17 protein-coding genes and 1 pseudogene are annotated in these 18,742 nt (G+C 71.7%); 11 read left to right on the top strand and 7 right to left on the bottom strand.

The annotated features are described in order from the left end of the window. Positions 1-51: 51 nt before the first annotated feature. A complete protein-coding gene (locus EJV46_RS10060) occupies positions 52-1,227 on the bottom strand; it encodes an enolase C-terminal domain-like protein (protein WP_131548491.1) in 1,176 nt (391 codons plus the stop codon). Between the two features lie 4 nt (positions 1,228-1,231). Continuing rightward, positions 1,232-2,404: a CaiB/BaiF CoA-transferase family protein gene (locus tag EJV46_RS10055; RefSeq protein ID WP_131548490.1), complete on the bottom strand. Its 1,173-nt coding sequence runs from the start codon at positions 2,402-2,404 to the stop codon at positions 1,232-1,234. A gap of 84 nt (positions 2,405-2,488) precedes the next feature. Between EJV46_RS10055 and EJV46_RS10050 the strand changes: the two genes are divergently transcribed. Together EJV46_RS10050 and EJV46_RS10045 are read left to right on the top strand one after the other, a co-directional pair. Beyond that, on the top strand, positions 2,489-3,268 hold the full coding sequence (locus EJV46_RS10050) for an enoyl-CoA hydratase (protein WP_131548489.1): 780 nt from the start codon (positions 2,489-2,491) through the stop codon (positions 3,266-3,268). 41 nt (positions 3,269-3,309) lie between these two features. Next, on the top strand, positions 3,310-4,290 hold the full coding sequence (locus EJV46_RS10045) for a tripartite tricarboxylate transporter substrate binding protein (protein ID WP_165585455.1): 981 nt from the start codon (positions 3,310-3,312) through the stop codon (positions 4,288-4,290). Here EJV46_RS10045 and EJV46_RS10040 read toward each other — a convergent pair. Then, complete coding sequence (locus EJV46_RS10040; RefSeq protein WP_131548487.1) at positions 4,287-5,222, bottom strand: LysR family transcriptional regulator; 936 nt, start codon at positions 5,220-5,222, stop codon at positions 4,287-4,289. The two genes, EJV46_RS10045 and EJV46_RS10040, sit on opposite strands and share 4 nt — an antisense overlap. 99 nt (positions 5,223-5,321) lie before the next feature. On the opposite strand from EJV46_RS10040, the gene EJV46_RS10035 reads away from it, so the two are divergent. Continuing rightward, positions 5,322-5,921, top strand: coding sequence for a pyridoxamine 5'-phosphate oxidase family protein (locus EJV46_RS10035; RefSeq protein WP_131548486.1), 600 nt, complete (start codon positions 5,322-5,324; stop codon positions 5,919-5,921). 27 nt (positions 5,922-5,948) lie between these two features. On the opposite strand, the gene EJV46_RS10030 is transcribed toward EJV46_RS10035, so the two are convergent. After that, positions 5,949-6,323, bottom strand: coding sequence for a MarR family transcriptional regulator (locus EJV46_RS10030; RefSeq protein ID WP_165585454.1), 375 nt, complete (start codon positions 6,321-6,323; stop codon positions 5,949-5,951). Positions 6,324-6,496: 173 nt separating this feature from the next. After that, positions 6,497-7,846, bottom strand: a complete 1,350-nt coding sequence (locus EJV46_RS10025) for a M17 family metallopeptidase (RefSeq protein ID WP_131548485.1) — start codon at positions 7,844-7,846, stop codon at positions 6,497-6,499. A 116-nt stretch (positions 7,847-7,962) separates the two neighbouring features. On the opposite strand from EJV46_RS10025, the gene hslV reads away from it, so the two are divergent. The 8 genes and pseudogenes from hslV (at position 7,963) to EJV46_RS09985 (ending at position 16,164) form a co-directional block, all read left to right on the top strand. Continuing rightward, on the top strand, positions 7,963-8,502 hold the full coding sequence (gene hslV / locus EJV46_RS10020) for an ATP-dependent protease subunit HslV (protein WP_131548484.1): 540 nt from the start codon (positions 7,963-7,965) through the stop codon (positions 8,500-8,502). After that, on the top strand, positions 8,499-9,836 hold the full coding sequence (gene hslU, locus EJV46_RS10015; protein ID WP_131548483.1) for an ATP-dependent protease ATPase subunit HslU: 1,338 nt from the start codon (positions 8,499-8,501) through the stop codon (positions 9,834-9,836). Before hslV ends, hslU begins: the two co-directional genes overlap by 4 nt. Positions 9,837-9,968: 132 nt before the next feature. Continuing rightward, entirely contained in the window at positions 9,969-11,051 is a 1,083-nt protein-coding gene (locus tag EJV46_RS10010) for a TRAP transporter substrate-binding protein (protein ID WP_131548482.1), read from the top strand. 185 nt (positions 11,052-11,236) lie between these two features. Further along, positions 11,237-11,761, top strand: a pseudogene (locus EJV46_RS10005) (NUDIX domain-containing protein). Continuing rightward, positions 11,758-12,186 carry a hypothetical protein gene (locus EJV46_RS10000; protein WP_131548481.1) on the top strand — a complete coding sequence of 143 codons (429 nt, stop codon included), beginning with the start codon at positions 11,758-11,760 and terminating at the stop codon, positions 12,184-12,186. The pseudogene EJV46_RS10005 and the gene EJV46_RS10000 overlap by 4 nt, the downstream one beginning before the upstream one ends. A gap of 64 nt (positions 12,187-12,250) precedes the next feature. After that, positions 12,251-12,913 carry an ankyrin repeat domain-containing protein gene (locus EJV46_RS09995; protein WP_131548480.1) on the top strand — a complete coding sequence of 221 codons (663 nt, stop codon included), beginning with the start codon at positions 12,251-12,253 and terminating at the stop codon, positions 12,911-12,913. Positions 12,914-13,051: 138 nt separating this feature from the next. Continuing rightward, on the top strand, positions 13,052-14,833 hold the full coding sequence (locus tag EJV46_RS09990; protein WP_240782494.1) for a type I secretion system permease/ATPase: 1,782 nt from the start codon (positions 13,052-13,054) through the stop codon (positions 14,831-14,833). Beyond that, a complete protein-coding gene (locus EJV46_RS09985) occupies positions 14,833-16,164 on the top strand; it encodes an HlyD family type I secretion periplasmic adaptor subunit (protein ID WP_131548479.1) in 1,332 nt (443 codons plus the stop codon). The genes EJV46_RS09990 and EJV46_RS09985 overlap by 1 nt, the downstream gene beginning before the upstream one ends. Before the next feature lie 3 nt (positions 16,165-16,167). Here the strand turns inward: EJV46_RS09985 and EJV46_RS09980 are convergent, their stop codons facing one another. Next, a complete protein-coding gene (locus EJV46_RS09980; protein WP_131548478.1) occupies positions 16,168-17,490 on the bottom strand; it encodes an aldehyde dehydrogenase family protein in 1,323 nt (440 codons plus the stop codon). Beyond that, entirely contained in the window at positions 17,487-18,719 is a 1,233-nt protein-coding gene (locus EJV46_RS23025) for an FAD-dependent oxidoreductase (RefSeq protein WP_206020760.1), read from the bottom strand. The genes EJV46_RS09980 and EJV46_RS23025 overlap by 4 nt, the downstream gene beginning before the upstream one ends. Positions 18,720-18,742 lie beyond the last annotated feature (23 nt).

The following is an 18,742-nucleotide window of genomic DNA, read 5'->3' as shown; positions in this document are numbered from 1 at the left end:
CGCGATTGATGCCGCGTCGGAATGAGGGCCCGGCAGGCGCCCCTCCGGGGACTAAAGATCCTTCAGCACGGCCCAAAGCTCGTTCTTGGCCTCGAAGCCGACGCCCGGGACATCCGGCATCCTCACCCGGCTGTCCTGGACCGGCACGCCGGAGGCGAAGCCGCCGAAGGGCGCGAAGACCTCCGGATAGCTTTCGTTGCCGCCGAGCCCGAGGCCCACCGCGATGTTGAGCGCGAACTGGTGCCCGCCATGCGGCACGCAGCGCCGCGCGCTCCAGCCGTGCTCGCGCAGCATCTGGAGGGTGCGTAGGTATTCCACGAGCCCGTAGGAGAGCGCCGGGTCCATCTGCAGAATGTCGCGGTCCGGCCGCAGCCCGCCATGGCGGATGAGGTTGCGCGCATCGACCATGCTGAACAGGTTCTCGCCGGTCGCGATGGGCGGGACGTATTGCTCGGCGAGTGTCGCATGGGTGCTGTAGTCCAGCGGGTCCAGCGGCTCCTCGTACCAGCGCAGGCCCAAGCCCTGGATGGCGGCGGCGTAGCTGAGCGCGGCATGCAGGCCGAAGCGGCCGTTCACGTCCACGCAAAGCCGCGAGCCGTCGCCGTCCAGCAGCTTCAGCACCGCCTCGATGCGGCCGATGTCGAGCAACAGGGCCTCGCGCACGGACATGCCTGGCGAGCCGCCGATCTTCATCTTCACGGTGGAATAGCCCATGCCGAGGTAGCGCTTCATCTCCTCGACCAGGCCCTCGATGTCCTTGCCCGGGTGGTAGTAGCCGCCCGCGGCATAGACCCAGGCGGCCTCGTCGGATTTTCCGCCGTTGTAGCGGTTGGCCAGCAGCTTCCAGAGCGGCAGTCCCGCCAGCTTCGCCGCCGCGTCCCACAGCGCCATGTCGAGCACGCCGACGGCGACGGAGCGCTCGCCATGGCCGCCGGGCTTCTCGTTCTTCATCATCGCCGTCCAGGCGGGGATGGGGTCGAAACCGCCGTCCGCATGGCCGGGCAGCTCTCCGGCCGCCTCCAGCCGCGGGACGAAGCGTTCGGACAGCAGCCCCGGCTGCGCGTAGCGGCCGTTGCTGTTGAAGCCGTAGCCGGTCGCCTTGCGGCCGTCGCCCGACTCCACGGTGACGGCGACGACGCTCGCCGTCATCTTCGAGAAGTCGATATAGGCGTTGGCGATGTCGCTCGCGATCGGCACCACGCCCTGGCGGATGGAGGTTATTTTCATGATGTCAGATCGCCTTGGAGGCGCGCAGGGCGGCGATCTCGCCGGTTGAGTAGCCGAATTCGGCGAGCACCTCGTCGGTGTGCTGGCCGCGGTCCGGCGTGGGCTTCCTGGCGCATTCGACGCCGGCGATCTGCATGGGCGCGCGCACCACGTTCACGTCGCCCAGGCGCGGATGGGGCAGCGTCATCTCCAGGCCGAGATGCTTCACCTGCTCGTCGGCGAAGACCTGGTCCATGGAATAGACCGGGCCGCAGGGCACGCCTTCCTTGTTGAACTTGGCCACCCAGTTGGCCGAGGTGTCGGTCTGCGTCACCTTCTCCAGGATCGCATTGACCTTCTGGCGGTTCTGGCTGCGCAGCTTGTCGGTGGCAATGTCCGGATCCTTCGCCTCCTCCTGGATGCCCAGCACCTTCACGATCCGCTCCCACATCACCTGGCCGCCGCCGGCGATGTTCATCACGCCGTCGGAGGTCCTGAACAACCCGGTCGGGATGGTCGTCGGATGGTCGTTGCCCGCCTGCTTCGGCACGTCGCCCTTCATGGTCCAGCGGGTGGCCTGGAAGTCCATCATGGCGATCATGGCCTCGAGCAGGCTGACATGGACCCAGCGGCCCTTGCCGGTCTGCTCGCGCTCCAGCAGCGCCACCATGATGCCGAGCGCGCAGTAGAGGCCGGCCGTCAGGTCGGCGACGGGGATGCCGGCGCGCACCGGGCCCTGGCCGGGCAGGCCGGTCACCGACATGAGCCCGCCCATGCCCTGGGCGATCTGGTCGAAGCCGGGGCGGCGGGCATAGGGGCCGTCCTGCCCGAAGCCGGAGATGGAGCCCAGGATGATGCGCGGGTTCACCGCGGCCAGCGCCTCGTAGTCGATGCCCAGGCGGGTCTTCACGTCGGGCCGGAAGTTCTCGACGACCACATCGGCCTTCTCGACCAGCTTCTTGAGGACGGCCAGGCCCTCGGGCGACTTCAGGTTCAGCGTCATGGCCCGCTTGTTGCGGTGGACGTGCTGGAAGTCCGGCCCGTCGCGCTCGCCGCCGAGGCCCTTGCCGGTGTCCATCTCGTCCGTGGCCTCGATCTTGATGACATTGGCGCCCCAGTCGGCGAGCTGGCGCACGCAGGTCGGGCCCGAACGGACGCGGGTGAGGTCGAGCACGGTGAAGCGGGACAAGGGCATCATGGCGGGAGTTCTCCTGGAACGTGGCGCGCATCTTCCACCGCAGCCGGATCGCTGCAACCCTGACCCGGAAATGGAGGAAGCCCCATGTCCGACGAATTGCTGATCGAGAAGCGCGACGGGATCGTCTTCGTGACGCTCAACCGCCCCCAGGCGCGCAACGCCATGACCTTCCCGATGTATGAGGGCCTTTACAAGGTCGCGATCGAGGCCAACACGGATGATGCCGTCAAGGTGATCGTCATCACCGGGGCGGGCGAGAAGGCCTTCGCGGCCGGGACCGACATCAGCCAGTTCACCAATTTCCGGACCGCCGCCGACGCCCTCGTCTATGAGGAGAAGATCGACCGCATCATGACGGCGCTGGAGAACTGCCAGAAGCCGACCATCGCCGCCATCGCCGGCGCGGCCACGGGCGGCGGCGCGGCGATCGCGAGCGTCTGCGACCTGCGGATCGGCGCGGCCAATGCGCGTTTCGGCTTTCCGATCGCCAAGACGCTGGGGAACTGCCTCTCCATGGCCAATTACGCGCGGCTCGCGGTGATGATGGGGCCGGCGCGCGTGATGGACCTCGTCTACACGGCGCGTCTGCTGGGCGCGGAGGAGATGAAGTCCGTGGGACTTCTCAGCGAGATCCTGCCCGACCACGCCGCCCTCCAGGCGCGGGCGGAGGAGCTGGCGCGGATCCTCATGACCCATGCGCCGCTCACCATGCGCGCGACCAAGGAGGCGATGCGCCGCCTGCGCGCGCCGCTGCGCGAGATCCAGGGGGACGACCTCGTGGAGATGTGCTTCACGAGCCGGGATTTCGCCGAGGGCGTGGAAAGCTTCCTCGCCCGCCGTCCGGCGAAATGGACGGGCAGCTAAAGCGGGGGCTAGGCTCCTCCGCAACGACCGGAGGAATGCCCATGAACACCCCACGCCGCGGCCTGCTGCTCGGCGCCCTGGCCGCGCCCGCTTTCGTGCGCGGCGCGCAGGCGCAGGGCGGCTATCCCAACCGCAGCATCTCCTTTCTCATCCCCTTCGCGCCCGGCGGCGGCACGGACATCATCGCCCGCGCCCTGCAGCCGACCTTGCAGGAGGAGCTGAACGGCCAGGCCATCGCCATGGAGAACCGGCCCGGCGCCTCGGGCACGCTGGCCGTGGCCCAGCTCTCCCGCGCGCGGCCGGACGGCTACACGATGCTCATGACGACGGTCAGCGCCTCGGCCGTGGTGCCGCCGCTGCTCAACCCGCCGCCCTACGACATCTACCGCGACCAGACGGCCGTGGTGCTGGCCGGCACGGTGCCGCTGGTGGGCGTGGTGCCGCTGAGTTCGCCCGCGCAGGATTTCGACGGTTTCCTGGCCCATGCCCGCGCCAATCCCGGCGCCTTGAACTACTCCTCCTCCGGCGTCGCGACGCAGCAGCACCTGGCGGCCGAGCTGCTCTCGGTCCAGGCCGGGCTGCGCATGACCCATGTGCCCTTCCGCGGCACCGGCCAGGCCGTGACGGAGATCCTGGCCGGCCGCATCGACATCGCCTTCGACACGCTGCCCACCTACCTGCCGCATATCCGCGCGGGCCGCGTCCGCGCCATCGCCGTGACCATGCCCCAGCGGGTCCAGTGGCTGCCCGACGTGCCCACGGTCGCCGAGCGCGGGTTCCCCGGCTTCGACGCCAATGTCTGGTACATGATCATGGGCCCGGGCGGGCTGCCGCCGGAGATCTCGGCGCGCTGGGTCGCCGGGGTGAACAAGGCGCTGAACGATCCCGCGGTGCGGGCCAAGGTCAGCGACGCCGGCTTCATTCCCGGCGGCGGCAGCCAGGAGGATGCGGCCAACCTCCTGCGCCGCGACGCCGAACGCTATGCCGGCGTCATCCGCACGGCGGGCATCAAGCTCGATTAGGGATCCGGCCGCATCGGGGCGGATGGCGGCCCGCCTCCCATCGAGAAGTTCCAGTCGGCGGTCGCGGCGGCGAGTTCGATGAAGGCGCGCAGCTTGGCCGAGACCAGCCGCGCCGCCGGCCGGACGATCTGGATGGGGCGCGCCGGCGGCTCGAACTCCGCCAGCACGATGCGCAGCCGTCCCGCCCGCAGCGCCTCCGCCGCCTGATAGCTGAGCACGCGCGCCAGCCCGCCCTGGTGCCCGGCCGCGCTGATCGCGGCGTCGGCGCTGTTGGTGAAAAGGCGCGGCGCGACGGCGACGCGCTCCTCCACGCCGTCCCGCTCGAAGCGCCACTCCTCCGGCCCGTCGAAGCCGGCGAAGTGGATGAGCTGGTGTCCCGCGAGATCCCGCGGCGCCTGCGGCGTGCCGTGCCGATCCAGATAGGCCGCGGCGCCGACGACGACCCGCCGCGTCAGGCCGAGCGGCCGGGCGACCAGCGCGGAATCCGGCAGCCGTCCGATGCGGACGGCGAGGTCCACACCCTCCTCCACCAGGTTGATCCAGCGGTCGGACAGCAGGAGCTGCCCCTGCACGTCAGGGTAGCGCCGGAGGTATTCCGCCATCAGCGGAGCCACGTGGAGGTGGCCGAAGGTCGCCGGCGCGGTGACGGTGAGGCGGCCGGCGGGGCACAGCCGGTCGGACTGCGCGAAATCCTCGGCCTCCTGCATCTCGATCAGGATGCGGCGGGCGCGATCGAGATAGCGGGCCCCGGCATCGGTGAGCGTGACGGAGCGCGTGGTCCGCTGGAGCAGCCGCAGGCCGAGATGCTCCTCCAGCGCCGCCACCTGCCGCGTCACGGCCGAGGGCGCGAGGCCGAGATGCCGGGCGGCGGGCGCGAAGCCTCGCTGGTCCGCAACGGCGACGAAAGCCGACATGGCGGCGAAGCGGTCCATGCATCATTGCAGATCGGGCAATGATGAAGTGTCAATCTTCCGGATTATCGGGGTAGCGCGACAGGCGCACATCGCCGCCTGTCCGAAGGAGCTATCCCGATGTCCGACGTCATGTTCTCGCCCAGCGTGAGATCGGTTCAGGCCCGCCGCGGCTCGCGGGCGCGGTTCGAGGCGCGTGCCGAATGGCCCGACCGCATTTCGCCCGAGCTCGCGGAGTTCGTCGCGGCGCAGACCAGCTTCTTTCTCTCTACGGCCAGCGCCGACGGCCAGCCCTATGTCCAGCACCGCGGCGCCCCGCCGGGCTTCCTGCGCGTGCTGGACGGCGAGACATTGGGCTTTGCGGATTTCCGGGGGAACCGGCAGTTCATCACCCTCGGCAACCTCGCCGAGAATCCCAAGGCCTTCCTCTTCCTGATCGACTATGCGCAACGGCGCCGCATCAAGCTCTGGGGCGAGGCGCGGGTCGTGGAGGACGATCCGGCGCTGCTCGAAGCGCTGCGCCCCGCGGACTACAAGGCGATCCCGGAGCAGGCGATCCTGTTCAGGCTCCGCGCCTGGGACGTGAACTGCCAGCAGCACATCCCGCAGCGCTTCGAGGCGAAGGACGTGGCGGCGGCGCTGGCGCTGCGCGACCGCCGCATCTCGGCGCTGGAGGAGGAAGTGGCGCGGCTGACGCTGGCGCGCGTGGTCGGGCCCTGAAGACGGCGCGAAGGGCCCGGGCCCGTCTCAGACGAACTCTTCCTGCTGCACCTGCGGGGAGATGATTCCTTCCGCCTCCGACATCGTCTGCCGCAGCTCGCGAAGGAAGATCGCGCCCTTGAGGGTCCGCTGCACGAGCACGCTGCGGCGGTCCATCGGGTCCACCTTGCGGCGTGCCAGATCCAGCTCGCCCAGCCGGTCCAGCGCGCGGGTGATGGCGGGTTTCGAGACGTTCAGGTCCAGCGCCAGCCCGCGCACGGTATGCGGCCCCGGGCTGAGATAGACCGTCAGGAACACGCCCAGCTGCCGGGCGGAAAGGTCGGGCCCGTCGCGGCGGACCAGCGCCACCGTCGTGTCCCGAAGGATCCCGACGAGCTGGTCCGGGTTGATCTGGATCGACATCGGCACCTGTCCTTCTACGCGCCGCGGGCCGATCGGCCACTTCGGAGCCCGGACGGCCGGACCCGAACACGACATTGCGATGTCCCAAAAAATGGGAAGCGAGGACCATATATAGGCTCAGATTGGCAACGAATTGCAAGAAGTTCATTTTGCCGTGATGATGCGGTAGATCGTTACGGGTGCGACTGTTTCCCGAATCCCAGGAACCCACCGATCCCCGCAAGGGCGGCGCGCAGGCCCGTGGCCTCGCCGCCCTCTGGCCTGCCAGGGCGATGCGAATCGTTCCAGGCATAGAGATCGAGGTGTCCCCAGGGGATTCCCTCGGGCACGAAGCGCTTCAGGAACAGCGCGGCGACGACGGCGCCGGCCATCGGCCGTGCGGCGACGTTGTTCAGGTCGGCGATGCCGCTGTCGAGCCAGCCCGCATAGCCGTCGTGCAAGGGAAGGCGCCAGAGGGGATCGCTGGCCTCCAGCCCCCCGGCCAGCAGCGCCTCCGCCAGCCCGTCGTCGTTGCAGAACAGCGCCGGCAGGTCGGGGCCCAGCGCCACGCGGGCCGCGCCGGTCAGCGTGCAGCCGTTGAGGATCAGCTTCGGCGCCTGCTCGCCGGCATAGGTCAGCAGGTCGGACAGGACGAGACGCCCCTCGGCGTCGGTGTTGCCGATCTCGACCGTGAGGCCCTTGCGGGTGCGGATCACGTCCAGGGGCCGGAAGGCGTCGCCGGAGACGCTGTTCTCCACGGCTCCGACCAGCAGCAGCAGGCGGATCGGGGCCTTCGCCGCCATCAGCGCCTCGGCCAGGCCGAGCATGACGGCCGCGCCGCCCATGTCCTTCTTCATCCGCAGCATGCCCGAGGGTGGCTTGAGGTCGAGCCCGCCCGTGTCGAAGCACACGCCCTTGCCGCAGAGCGCGACGAGCGGCGCGTCCTCGGCGCCCCATTCCAGCACGGCGACGCGCGGCGCCCGGGGGCTGCCCTGGCCCACCGCGTGGATGGCGGGGAAGCCCGTCCGCAGCGCATCGCCCTCGATGACGCGGAAGCGCGCGCCATGGGCCGCCGCGACCTCGCCGACGGCCTCGGCCAGCTCGGCCGGGCCGAGGTGATTGGCCGGCGTATTGATCAGGTCGCGCGCGCGCCAGATGGCGGTGGCCAGCGCCTCGGCGCCGGCGCCGCCCGCGGGCGGGACGAGCCGCGCCGGCGGGCGCTTGCCGGCCTTGAACCGCGTGTAGCGATAGGCGCCGAGGCACCAGCCCAGCGTGGCCTGGCCAGGGTCGCCGCCCATCAGCGTCCAGCTGGTCCCCTCGGGCAGGCCGAAGGGCAGGGCGCCGTAGCCCTCCGCCATCCTCGGCGCGCCGAACAGCGCCCCGGCGATCCCATCCCCACCCGGCAACAAGGCGATCTCGCCCGGCTTGCCCGCGAAGCCGGATGCCTTGGCGAATCCCGCGCCCGGCAGACCCTCCCAGCCCTCCGGCGTCACGACATGGAGGGGAAGCGCCTGGGCGGCATCCGGGACGAGACAGGGCAGCATGACGAAAGGTTCCTCCGATGCGTAACGTTGGGGCCAGTCATGCAGGTGGACAACCCGCATTGCCGAATGCCGTCGCACACGCCACATCGGCGTCCATGCAAACATCCCCAAACGACATGATCGGGTGGCATGGCACCACGATCCTCTGTGTCCGCCGCGACGGAAAGGTCGCCATGGCGGGCGATGGCCAGGTCTCGATCGGCCAGACCGTGGTGAAGAACAACGCGCGCAAGGTGCGGCGCATCGCCCAGGGCAAGGTGATCGCCGGCTTCGCGGGCGCCACCGCCGACGCCTTCACGCTGCTGGAGCGGCTGGAGGCCAAGCTGGAGCGCTTCCCCGATCAGCTGGAGCGCGCCTGCGTCGAGCTCGCCAAGGATTGGCGGACCGACCGCTACCTGCGCCGGCTGGAGGCCCTGCTGGCCGTGGCCGACAAGGACCGCTCCCTGCTGCTCACCGGCCAGGGCGACGTGCTGGAGCCCGAGGATTCCCTCATCGGCATCGGCTCGGGCGGCAATTTCGCGCTTTCCGCCGCGCGCGCCCTGATGACGGTGGACGGGATCGGCGCCGAGGAGATCGCCAGGCGCTCGATGAAGATCGCGGCGGATATCTGCGTCTACACGAACGGCAACTTCATCCTGGAGACGCTTGGGGAATGAGCGACGTCATCACCGCACCGGAGACGGTGAACCTCTCCCCGCGCGAGATCGTCAGCGAGCTCGACCGCTTCATCATCGGCCAGCACGACGCCAAGCGCGCCGTGGCCATCGCGCTCCGCAACCGCTGGCGCCGCCAGCAGCTCCCCGAATCCTGGCAGGAGGAGGTGGTGCCGAAGAACATCCTGATGATCGGCCCCACCGGCTGCGGCAAGACGGAGATCGCGCGGCGGCTTGCCAAGCTCGCCAACGCGCCCTTCCTCAAGGTCGAGGCCACGAAGTTCACCGAGGTCGGCTATGTCGGCCGCGACGTGGAATCCATCGTGCGCGACCTGGTGGAGGCCTCGATCGTCCAGACGCGCGAGGCCGCGCGCAAGGGCGTGCAGGCCAAGGCGGAGCTGCATGCCGAGGAACGGCTGGTGTCCGCGCTCACCGGCGAGGGCGCCTCCGGCGAGACCAAGATGAAGTTCCGCAAGATGCTTCGCGAGGGGCAGATCGAGACGCGGGAAATCGAGATCGAGGTCACCGAAGCGCAGGGCCAGCCCATCGGCATGATGGACATGCCCGGCATGCCGCCCGGCCAGATGCAGAACATGCAGGAGATGTTCGGCAAGATGTTCGGCGGCCGCGCCAAGCCGCGGAAGATGACCGTGGCCGCCGCCCGCGAGGCCCTGACGCGCGAGGAGGCCGACAAGCTCGTCGACCAGGAGGCGCTGACCCGCGCCGCCGTCCAGAACGCCGAGAACAACGGCATCGTCTTCCTCGACGAGATCGACAAGATCGCGCGCTCGAGCGAGGGCGGCGTGCGCGGCGGCGATGTCTCCCGCGAGGGCGTCCAGCGCGACCTGCTGCCGCTCATCGAGGGCACGACGGTGAACACCCGCCATGGCCCGGTCCGGACGGACTACATCCTCTTCGTGGCCAGCGGCGCCTTTCATCTCTCCAAGCCGTCGGACCTGCTGCCCGAGCTGCAGGGCCGCCTGCCGATCCGCGTGGAGCTGAAGGCGCTGACCCGCGAGGATTTCCGGCGCATCCTCACCGAGCCCGAGCACTCCCTGCTCAAGCAGGCGAGCGCGCTGATGGGGACCGAGGGCGTGGAGCTGAGCTTCCAGCCGGAGGCCGTGGACGCGCTGGCCGACCTCGCCGCCGAGATCAACGCGACGGTCGAGAACATCGGCGCGCGGCGCCTCTCGACGGTGCTGGAACGCCTGCTGGAGGAGATCAGCTTCTCCGCCAGCGACAAGCGCGGCGAGAGCGTGACGGTCGATGCGGCGATGGTGAAGGACCGCGTGGCGAGCCTCGCGGCCAGCGCGGACCTGTCGCGCTACATCCTGTAGGACGACGGGGCGGCTCCGCCGGAGCCGCCCGCGGCGCTTCCTGGGCGGTCCAGCGGCTTGACCCTTTCCCCCGCCCAGGGTCTGGGATATGGGCGAAGGACTCAGTCCTGAATCCACCGGAGGCAAACGCCCATGAATCGTCGTCTCGTCCTCGGCGCGGCCGCTGGCGCTGCTCCGGCCGCGCTCGCCGCTCCGGCCCTTGCCCAGGCCCTGCCGGAGCTGCGCTGGCGCTTCCAGTCGAGCTTCCCCCGGAACCTCGACGTGCTCTTCGGAACGGCCGAGAAGGTCGCCGCCCGCGTGGCCGCGCTGACCGAGAACAAGTTCCGCATCCAGGCCTTCCAGGCGGGCGAGATCGTCCCGGGGCTCCAGGTGCTCGACGCCGTGCAGGCCGGCACCATCGAGTGCGGCCACACCGCCAGCTACTGGTACATCGGCAAGGAGCCCGGCTTCGCCTTCTTCACGGCGGTCCCCTTCGGCCTGAACACCCGGCAGATGACGGCCTGGCTGCGCCATGGCGGCGGCAACCAGCTCGCCGACGCGCTCTTCGCGGACTACAACTGCGTCGGCATTCCCTGCGGCGACACGGGCGCGCAGATGGGCGGCTGGTTCCGCCAGGAGATCCGCACCCAGCAGGACGTGCAGGGGCTGAAGTTCCGCATCTCCGGCCTCGCCGGCGAGGTCTTCAAGCGGATGGGCGCGAACCCGACCCTGGTTGCCCCGGCCGACATCTACCCGGCGCTGGAGCGCGGCACGATCGACGCCACCGAGTTCACCGGCCCGCATGACGACGAGCGCCTCGGCTTCCACCGCGTCGCCCGCTTCTATTACGCTCCCGGCTTCTTCGAGCCCTGCGCGCGTCTGCACATGCTGATCAACAAGCGCGCCTACGAGGGGCTGCCCGCCCTCTACAAGGAGGCGCTCTCCATCGCCTGCGCCGAGGCGGACAGCGAGATGGTCAGCCGCTACGACCACCTGAACCCGATCGCGCTGCGCCGCCTGGTCGCCGCCGGCGCGCAGCTGCGCTTCTACTCGCGCGAGATCCTGCAGCTCGCCTGGCGGTCGAACGAGGCGTTGATGTCGGACCTCTCGAACCAGAACCCGCGCTTCAAGACCATCTGGGAGAACTACCGCCCTTATCGCGGCGAGCTGTTCCAGTGGTTCCGCGTGGCCGAGAACAGCTACGACAACTTCGCCTTCGCCGAAGCGGCGAGGTAGGGGTTTTTGCGCCCTCAGACGCCGGGTGCCGCCTCCGGCGGCTTGGCTTCGCCGCGCGACTGAAGCGCCCGGCCGCACGGTCGGGCGGGCGGCGCCGGCCGCTATGCGGCCGGATGCTGGGAAGACCCACTGGCTTTGATCTCCGGCTCTTGCCGGGCGGCGCGTCCGCGGCCAGCCTGCCGGCGATGCACCCGGAAAACTTCACCCGCCGCACTCCCGAGGGCGAGGACCGCGAGCGCCTCGTCTGCGGCGATTGCGGCTTCGTCGCCTATGAGAACCCCAAGATCGTCGTCGGCAGCGTCGTGGCCGAGGACGGCCGGATTCTGCTCTGCCGCCGGGCGATCGAGCCCCGCCGCGGATACTGGACGCTCCCCGCCGGATACATGGAGCTCGGCGAGACGGTGGAGGAGGGCGCGCGGCGCGGAGCCTGGGAGGAAGCCCGCGCCAGGCTTGAATTGGATGGCGTTCTTGCCATTTATTCGATTGCCAGAATCGGTCAGGTGCAGATCATCTATCGCGCGCGTTTGGCCTAACCTGGCTTTGCTGCGGGACCGGAAAGCCTCGAAGTCCGGCTCTTCGCTTGGGGAGATATCCCTTGGAACGACCTCGCCTTTCCTTCGGTGCGTTGGGCCTTGCGGGCCTGGGCCGAAGGCGGAACGGCCATTTCCGGCAACCCGCCGCAGGATCCGCGCGGGACCGCTGGGCTTTGACCCTGGTCTTGGCGATGGCGGCGGTCCTCGGCCCGGCCGCCGCGCCCTCGGCGCAGGGCGTGGACACCCAGCTCCGTGTCGAGGCGCCGCGCGCCGCCCCCGCCCGCCCGCGTCCCCGCCCGACCGATCCGCGCGACCGCGCCTTCATGGATGGTGGCCTGCCGTCCAATCCCGGCTTTTCCGGCTTCGGCCGGCCGGCCCCGATGGCGCCCCAGGCCGAGCTGGCCCCGCGGCCGAACAACGACCTGGAGTACCGGCCGGCCCGGATCGATCCGCCCCCTGTCGCGACCATCAGCCCGACGCTCATCAACCCGGCGCTTCCCGGCCGGAGCACCGCGACGCAGGGCGCCATCAATCAGCGCGAGCAGCGCTTCCTCGACAATCCGGCCGCCGGCGCCCGCTTCAGCGTGCCCATGACCTGGTAGAGGCCTCGCCCAAGCCGGCCCCCTGGGCTAAGCCTCGCCGGCGACCTTCGGAGGAAGACACACGATGCGCAGCACGGCCCGGGCGGCGATCGCCGCCACCGCCTTTCTCGCGACCCTGCCGGCCTTCGCGCCCCCCGCCTTCGCGCAGGGCATGCTCGGCAGCGGCCGCACGACGGCGCGTCCCGCGCCCGACCAGCGCCCGCGCGAGCCGGCGCCGGCCCTGCCGGGCGTGGCGGCTCAGCGTGGCACGGCGCCGATTCCGGCCGAGACCCCTCCCTCGGCCATGAATCCCAACGACGCGCTCTTCGACGGCATCACCCGCGGCGACATCCAGACGGTGCGCGACGCGGTGGCGCGCGGCGCCGACGTGAACGCACGCAATGCGCTCGGCCTGACCGCGGTGGATTCCGCCGTGGATCGCGGGCGGCCGGACATCATGTTCTACCTCCTCTCGATGCGCGGCTCGGGCAGCGCGCCGCCTCCGCCCGAGCGTTCGGGGCCGGATCCCCGGGCCCAGCGCGCGGCCGCGGCCGCCGCGGCCGCGCGTTCCCGTCCGGCCCCGGAACCCCCGATCCAGGCGACCGGCGGCGCCGCGCGCCTGCCGCAGCTCTGGCAGGCCAATGGCGGGACGCCGCAGCCCTCGATCGGCTTCCTGGGCTTCGATGCCGGCCTTCCGGCCGGCGCCTCGCGGCCGGGCCCGGCGGCCGTCCGCCGTGGCCGGAACTGACCGGAACAAAACGCGCTCGCGTTAACGGTCAAGCAAGGATCCTCAGCGCAGATTGCGGCGGCCCGGACGGTGGAGACACCGCTTCGGTTCCGATCCACAAAATGTGCGAGAGGCTCCTTCGATGATGTCCCTTTGCCCGTGTCGGAGCCCGTGTCGGGGCCCGGTTTCGCGCCGGCCCGCGCCATGACGCCGGTGCCCCTGGCGGCGTCTCCGATCACGCAGGCGCTGCGGTCCTGCCGTCCCTATTTCGGGGCGGTGGGGATGTTCTCCGGCGTGGTGAACGTCCTCCAGCTGACCGTTTCCATCTACATGATGCAGGTGTTCGACCGCGTCCTGGCCACGCGGAACCTGGACACGCTCCTGTACCTCACCCTGCTGGCGTCCTTCGCCCTGGTGGTCTTCTCGGTCCTGGAATTCTGCCGCAGCGTCGTGATGCAGCGCGCCGCGGCCTGGATCGAGGCACGCGTGGCCCCGGAGGGCTTCGCCCGCGCCATCGAGGCGCAGTTGCGCGGCCTGCCCTACCGGATGGAGGCGCTGCGCGACCTTGGCCTGTGCCGCGGCTTTCTCGGCTCCCCCGGCATGCTGGCCCTCTTCGACCTCCCCTGGGTGCCGATCTACCTCGCGATGATCTTCCTGCTGCACCCGCTCATGGGCGGCATCGCGCTGGCCGGGGCCCTCCTCCTCCTGGCGCTGGCCGTCGCCCATGAGGCGTTGACGGCCCACGCCCTCCAGCAAGCCGGCTTCGCCGCGCTGCAGGGCCATCGTCGCGCCGAGGGCGTCGCCCGCAACGCCGAGGTCATCGACAGCATGGGGATGATGCCGGCGCTGACCGCCCGCTGGCGCCGCGCCCATCTCGAGGCGCAGGCGCCTCAGGACGAGGCCGCCGACCGCGCCGCCGCCTGCCTCGCGCTCACCAAGCTGCTCCGCCTGCTCCTGCAACTCGCGGTGCTGGGCGCAGGCGCCTGGCTGGTCCTGCAGCAGCAGCTCACCGCCGGCGCCTCCATCGCCGCCTCCATCGTCATGGGGCGGGCGCTCGCTCCCGTCGAGCAGGTCGTCGGCGGATGGAAGCAGCTCGTCCAGGCCCGCCAGGCGCTGCGCCGGCTGCAATCCTTCCTGGCGCTCCCCCGCCTGCGTCCGCCCGGCCTGCCGCTTCCCGCCCCCAAGGGCGCGCTGCAGGTCGACCGCATCTCCTATGCGCTGCCCGGCCGGCAGGTGCCGGTCATCAAGGGCGTGGCCCTGGCGCTGGCTCCCGGCGAAAGCCTCGCCGTCATCGGCCCCTCCGGCGCCGGCAAGACCACCCTGCTGCGCCTGATCATCGGGACGCTGGCCCCCTCGATGGGCCGCGTCCGCCTCGACGGCGCCGATGTCTTCCTGTGGCGGCGCGAGGATATCGGCCGCCATCTCGGCTACCTGCCCCAGGGCGTCGAGCTCTTCGAGGGAACCGTGCTCGAGAACATCGCCCGCATGGCGGAGAATCCCGCCCCGGAGGATGTCTACGAGGCCGCCCGGCTCGCCGGCTGCCACGAGATGATCCTGCGACTGCCCCAGGGCTACGAGACCGAGATCGGCGAGGGCGGCGCCCATCTCTCCGGCGGCCAGCGCCAGTTGATCGGGCTGGCCCGCGCGCTGCATGGCGGGCCCCGCCTCGTCGTCCTCGACGAGCCCAACTCCAATCTCGACGGGGATGGCGAGCTGGCGCTGGCCCGTGCGATCTGCCGCCTGCGGGAACGGCGGGTCACCGTCGTCCTCGTCTCGCACCGGCCTGCCCTGATGAACCAGGCCGACAAGCTCCTCGTCCTCCGCGACGGCGCGGCCGAGATGTTCGGGCCGCGCGCGGAGGTCCTGAAGCGCCTCGCCGGCCCCGCGCATTCCTCGGGCCTGGCCAGGCCCCCCGTCGAACTCATCGGAGCTCGCGCCTGATGCCCGCCGCCCTCCTCCCGCTCCCCGCCCTCCTTCCGCCGGGCGACCGGCCGCGCGCCGGCGCGGCGCTCGCCATTGGCCTTCTCACCATGCTGGGTTGCGGGGGAGGCTTCGCGGCCTGGGCCGCGCTGGCGCCGCTGGCCGAAGCGGCGCTGGCGCCGGGCATGATCAAGGTCGAGGGCACGCGGCGCACCTTGCAGCACCTCGAAGGCGGCCTCGTCCGCGAGATCCTGGTCCGCGACGGCGACCGGGTCCGGCAGGGACAGCTCGTCCTGCGCCTCGACGATGCCCAGTCCGGCGCGGCCAGCCTCGCCGCCCAGGCCCAACGGGCGGCGCTGCTCGCCCAGCAGGCGCGGCTCGCCGCCGAGCTGTCCCGGGCGCTAGAGATCCGGTTTCCGCCGGAGCTGCTGGCCCTAGCCGCCGATCCGCGCGTCGCCGAGGCGATCGCCGGGCAGCGCGCACTGTTCCAGGCCCGCCAGGCCAGCCTCGACAGCCAGCTCGCCGTGCTGGCCCATCGCCGCGACCAGGCCCGGGCCGGGATCGCCTCTGCGGGCGGGCAGATGGAAGCGGCGCAGCGCCAGCTCGCGCTGCTGCGCCAGGAGGAGGCCATGCGCCGCAGCCTCGTCCGGCAGGGCCTGGCCCGGCTTCCCGAACTTCTTGCGCTCCAGCGCTCGCTCGCCGGCGTCGAAGGCACCGTCGCCGACCTGCAGGGCCAGATCCGCCGCTCCGAGGCCGCGATCGAGGAGTCGGGGAGCCAGGGGCAAGCCGCCCTGGACCAGCGCATGCAGGAGGCCGGCACCGAGGCCCGCGAGGTCGCTGCCCGCCTGGCCGAGGCCGAGGAGCGCCTGAAGGCCGCGGCGGATGTCTCCACCCGCCGCGATATCCTGGCGCCGGAGGATGGGACGATCGTCAACCTGCGGGTGTTCAACCTGGGGGCGGTGGTCCGGGCGGGCGATCCTGTGATGGAGCTGGTGCCCGCCCGGGACCGTCTCGTCGCCGAGGTGCAGATCCAGCCGACCGACATCGACGTGGTGCATCCGGGACTGCCGGCGGAGATCCGGCTGCCGGCCTTCCGCCAGAGGCTCGTGCCCGCGCTGCATGGGCACGTGACCTTCGTCGCCGCCGACGTCACTATCGATCAGCAGGCACGGGCCTCGCATTACCGCGCCCAGATCCAGGTGGATCCGGAGCAGCTCGCGCGGCTGAACGGAATGGCGCTCACGCCCGGCATGCCCGTCGAGGCGCATATCATGCTCGGACAGCGGTCCTTCTGGGACTACCTGACGCAGCCCATCCGGGATTCCTTCGCGCGGGCGTTCAGGGAGAGTTGAACGTCACCGCACCAGCCGTCGCGCCAGCCGCTGCGCCATGGCGGCCCGCGGCCGGTCGAGGAGCCGCGACAGGCTCCAGCCTCCGTGCCGCACCCGGGCGCGTGAATGGCTGAATTCGCGGAAGCCGGCCTCGCCGTTCCGGCGGCCGAAGCCCGAGGCGCCGACCCCGCCGAAGGGGAGGCCGGGGAAGGCCGCATAGTCCAGCGCCCGGCCGGTCAGCAGTGCCCCGGATTTGGTGCCGGCGGCAATGGCCGCCTCCTCGGCGCCGGTGGCGCCGAAGGCATAGATGGCCAGCGGATGCGGGCGGGCGCGAATCCAGGCGAGGGCCGCGTCCAGCCCCGCGCATTCCTCGACGGCCAGGATGGGCCCGAAGATCTCCTCCTCGGCCAGGCCGCCTTTCGACGGGGCCAGGCCGATCGCCCCCGGTTCCGCCCCCAGCCAGGTGATGGCGCTCCCGGCGCCGAGGCGGTCAAGCCGTTCCTGTTGCGCCGTGTTGATCACGGCCGTACCGGTCCCCGCGATTCCGCTGGCCCGGGCGGCGCGCGCGAACTCCGCCGCGCCGTGGCCCACAAGGAGCACGGTGTCGGGCGCGATGCAGGTCTGGCCGGCATTCACGGCCTTGGCAGCCAGGATGTCGCGCGCTGCGCGGGCCAGATCGGCCCCGGGCAGGACCAGCGCCGGGCATTTGCCGCCGAGCTCGAGCGTCAGCGGGGTGAGGTGTTCCGCCGCCGCCCGCATGACCTTGCGGCCGGTCTCCGTGCCGCCCGTGAAGACCAGGTGATCCCAAGGCTGCGCGGCGAAATCGGCCGCCACCTCGGATGCGCCCTGGACCACCGCGGCGATGCGCGGCCCCCAGGCCTCGGCCGCGATCTCCGCGATGAGCGCGGCGACGCGCGGCGCGGATTCGGACGGCTTCAGCACCACGCGGTTGCCGGCGGCGATGGCGTCGATCGCGGGCAGCAGCGCGAGCTGCAGCGGGTAGTTCCACGGCGCCATGATGCCGACGACGCCCTTCGGCACGCATTCCGTCCAGGCGCGTGCGGGCAGGAAGGGCAGCGGCACGGGCGCCGGCTTCGGGCGCGCCCAGTCGCGCAGCCAGCGGCGCGAATAGGCGGCCGCCTCGGCGACGAGCAGGACATCGGCCAGCAGCGTGTCCGTGCGGTCGCGCTGGCCGAAATCGGCATGGGCCGCCTCGGCGACGGCATCGGCGCGGGCGATCACCGAGCGGCGGAGGGCGGCGAGCAGCGCCCGCCGCCGCGCCAGGCTGGGCGCGCCATCCTCGGCTTCGACGGTGCGGAGGCGGGCCAGGGCGCTGGCCGGGGTCATTCGGGCAAGGCCTGCGCGGCGGCGAGGCCGGAGCGGATGGCCGCGTCGATGGTCGCCGGCAGGTCCGGCCAGGTCCAGTCGCCGGCCAAGGCGAGGTTGGCGAGGGGCAGGCGCGGCGGCGTGGGGATATGGCCCACGCGATGGCGGGGCGTGGCCCGACGCTCCTTCACGACGCGGCAGGGCGGCGGCGCCTCGGGCCAGTCGCCGGCGACGCCGAAGGCCTTCACGGCGCGGCGAATCTCGGCCCAGGCGCGCGGGGCAAGTTCCTCCACCTCCTGATCCGCCTCGGCATCGCCCGCGCTCACGGTGACGGCCACGCCGGAGGGGCGGATCAGCACCCATTGGCACAGCCCGCCGAGCAGGCCGAGGAAGCGCACCGCGCCGGGACATCCCTGCGCGAAGTGCAGGTTCACGATCGGCGCATGGGCCTCCGGCGCCGGCAGGCCCGGCATCAGGCGTAGCGCCTCCCAGGGCGGGAGGGCCAGGATCACGCGGTCGGCCGGCGCGAGCGGCGTCTCGTGGTCCTGGAAGGACAGCGCGGTGGCGCGGCCTCCCTCCTGCGTGATGCCCCGCAGCCGATGGCCCGGACGATAGGCCGCGCCGGCCAGGGCGAGCGCGGCCAGCGCCGGCTCCACGAGGTCCGGCCCCAGGCCGCGCCGCGCCACCAGCAGCCGCGTCGCGCCCGGCGCGCCCAGGCGCCGCAGCACCTGGGCCAGGCGCTGCGAGGAGGCCTCGGCGGAGGGCGTGTTCAACGCCGCGATCACCAGCGGGTCCACGAAGCCGCGCAGGAAGGCGGGATGGGCCCGCATGGCTTCGGCGACGGTGCGGTCCTCGCCGGACATCGCCATGCCGGCCATGGCGAGCACGGCGCCGGGCGTGACGCCGGCGGGGCGGCGATCCGCCCGCCACCAGCCGAAGGGCGAGAGCGCCACCTGCCGGGCGGAGCCGTCCGCGAGGTCCAGCACGGGCAGTCCGTCCGGCTCCGGCTCCAGCCAGAACTGTCGCGCGCCGATGGCGTCGAGGAAGCCCAGCGCGGCCCGGTTGGCGCCGATCAGCGCATGGGTGCCGTTGTCGGTCCCGTCGGGCAGGGCGCGGGCGCGGCCGCCGGCGCCGGGCGTGGATTCATGGAGCGTGACCATGCGGCCCTGCGTGGCGAGCGCATGCGCCGCGGCGAGGCCGGCCAGGCCGGCGCCCACCACATGGGTGACACCAACACCCGGCCGATTCACGCGCCGCTCCGCGTCGCGATCGG

The sequence above is a fragment of the Roseococcus sp. SYP-B2431 genome (assembly GCF_004336745.1).
In the GTDB taxonomy this organism is placed as follows: domain Bacteria; phylum Pseudomonadota; class Alphaproteobacteria; order Acetobacterales; family Acetobacteraceae; genus Roseococcus.
Note: the sequence above shows the minus strand (reverse complement) of the source record. Positions and strands in the feature narration are given on the sequence as shown.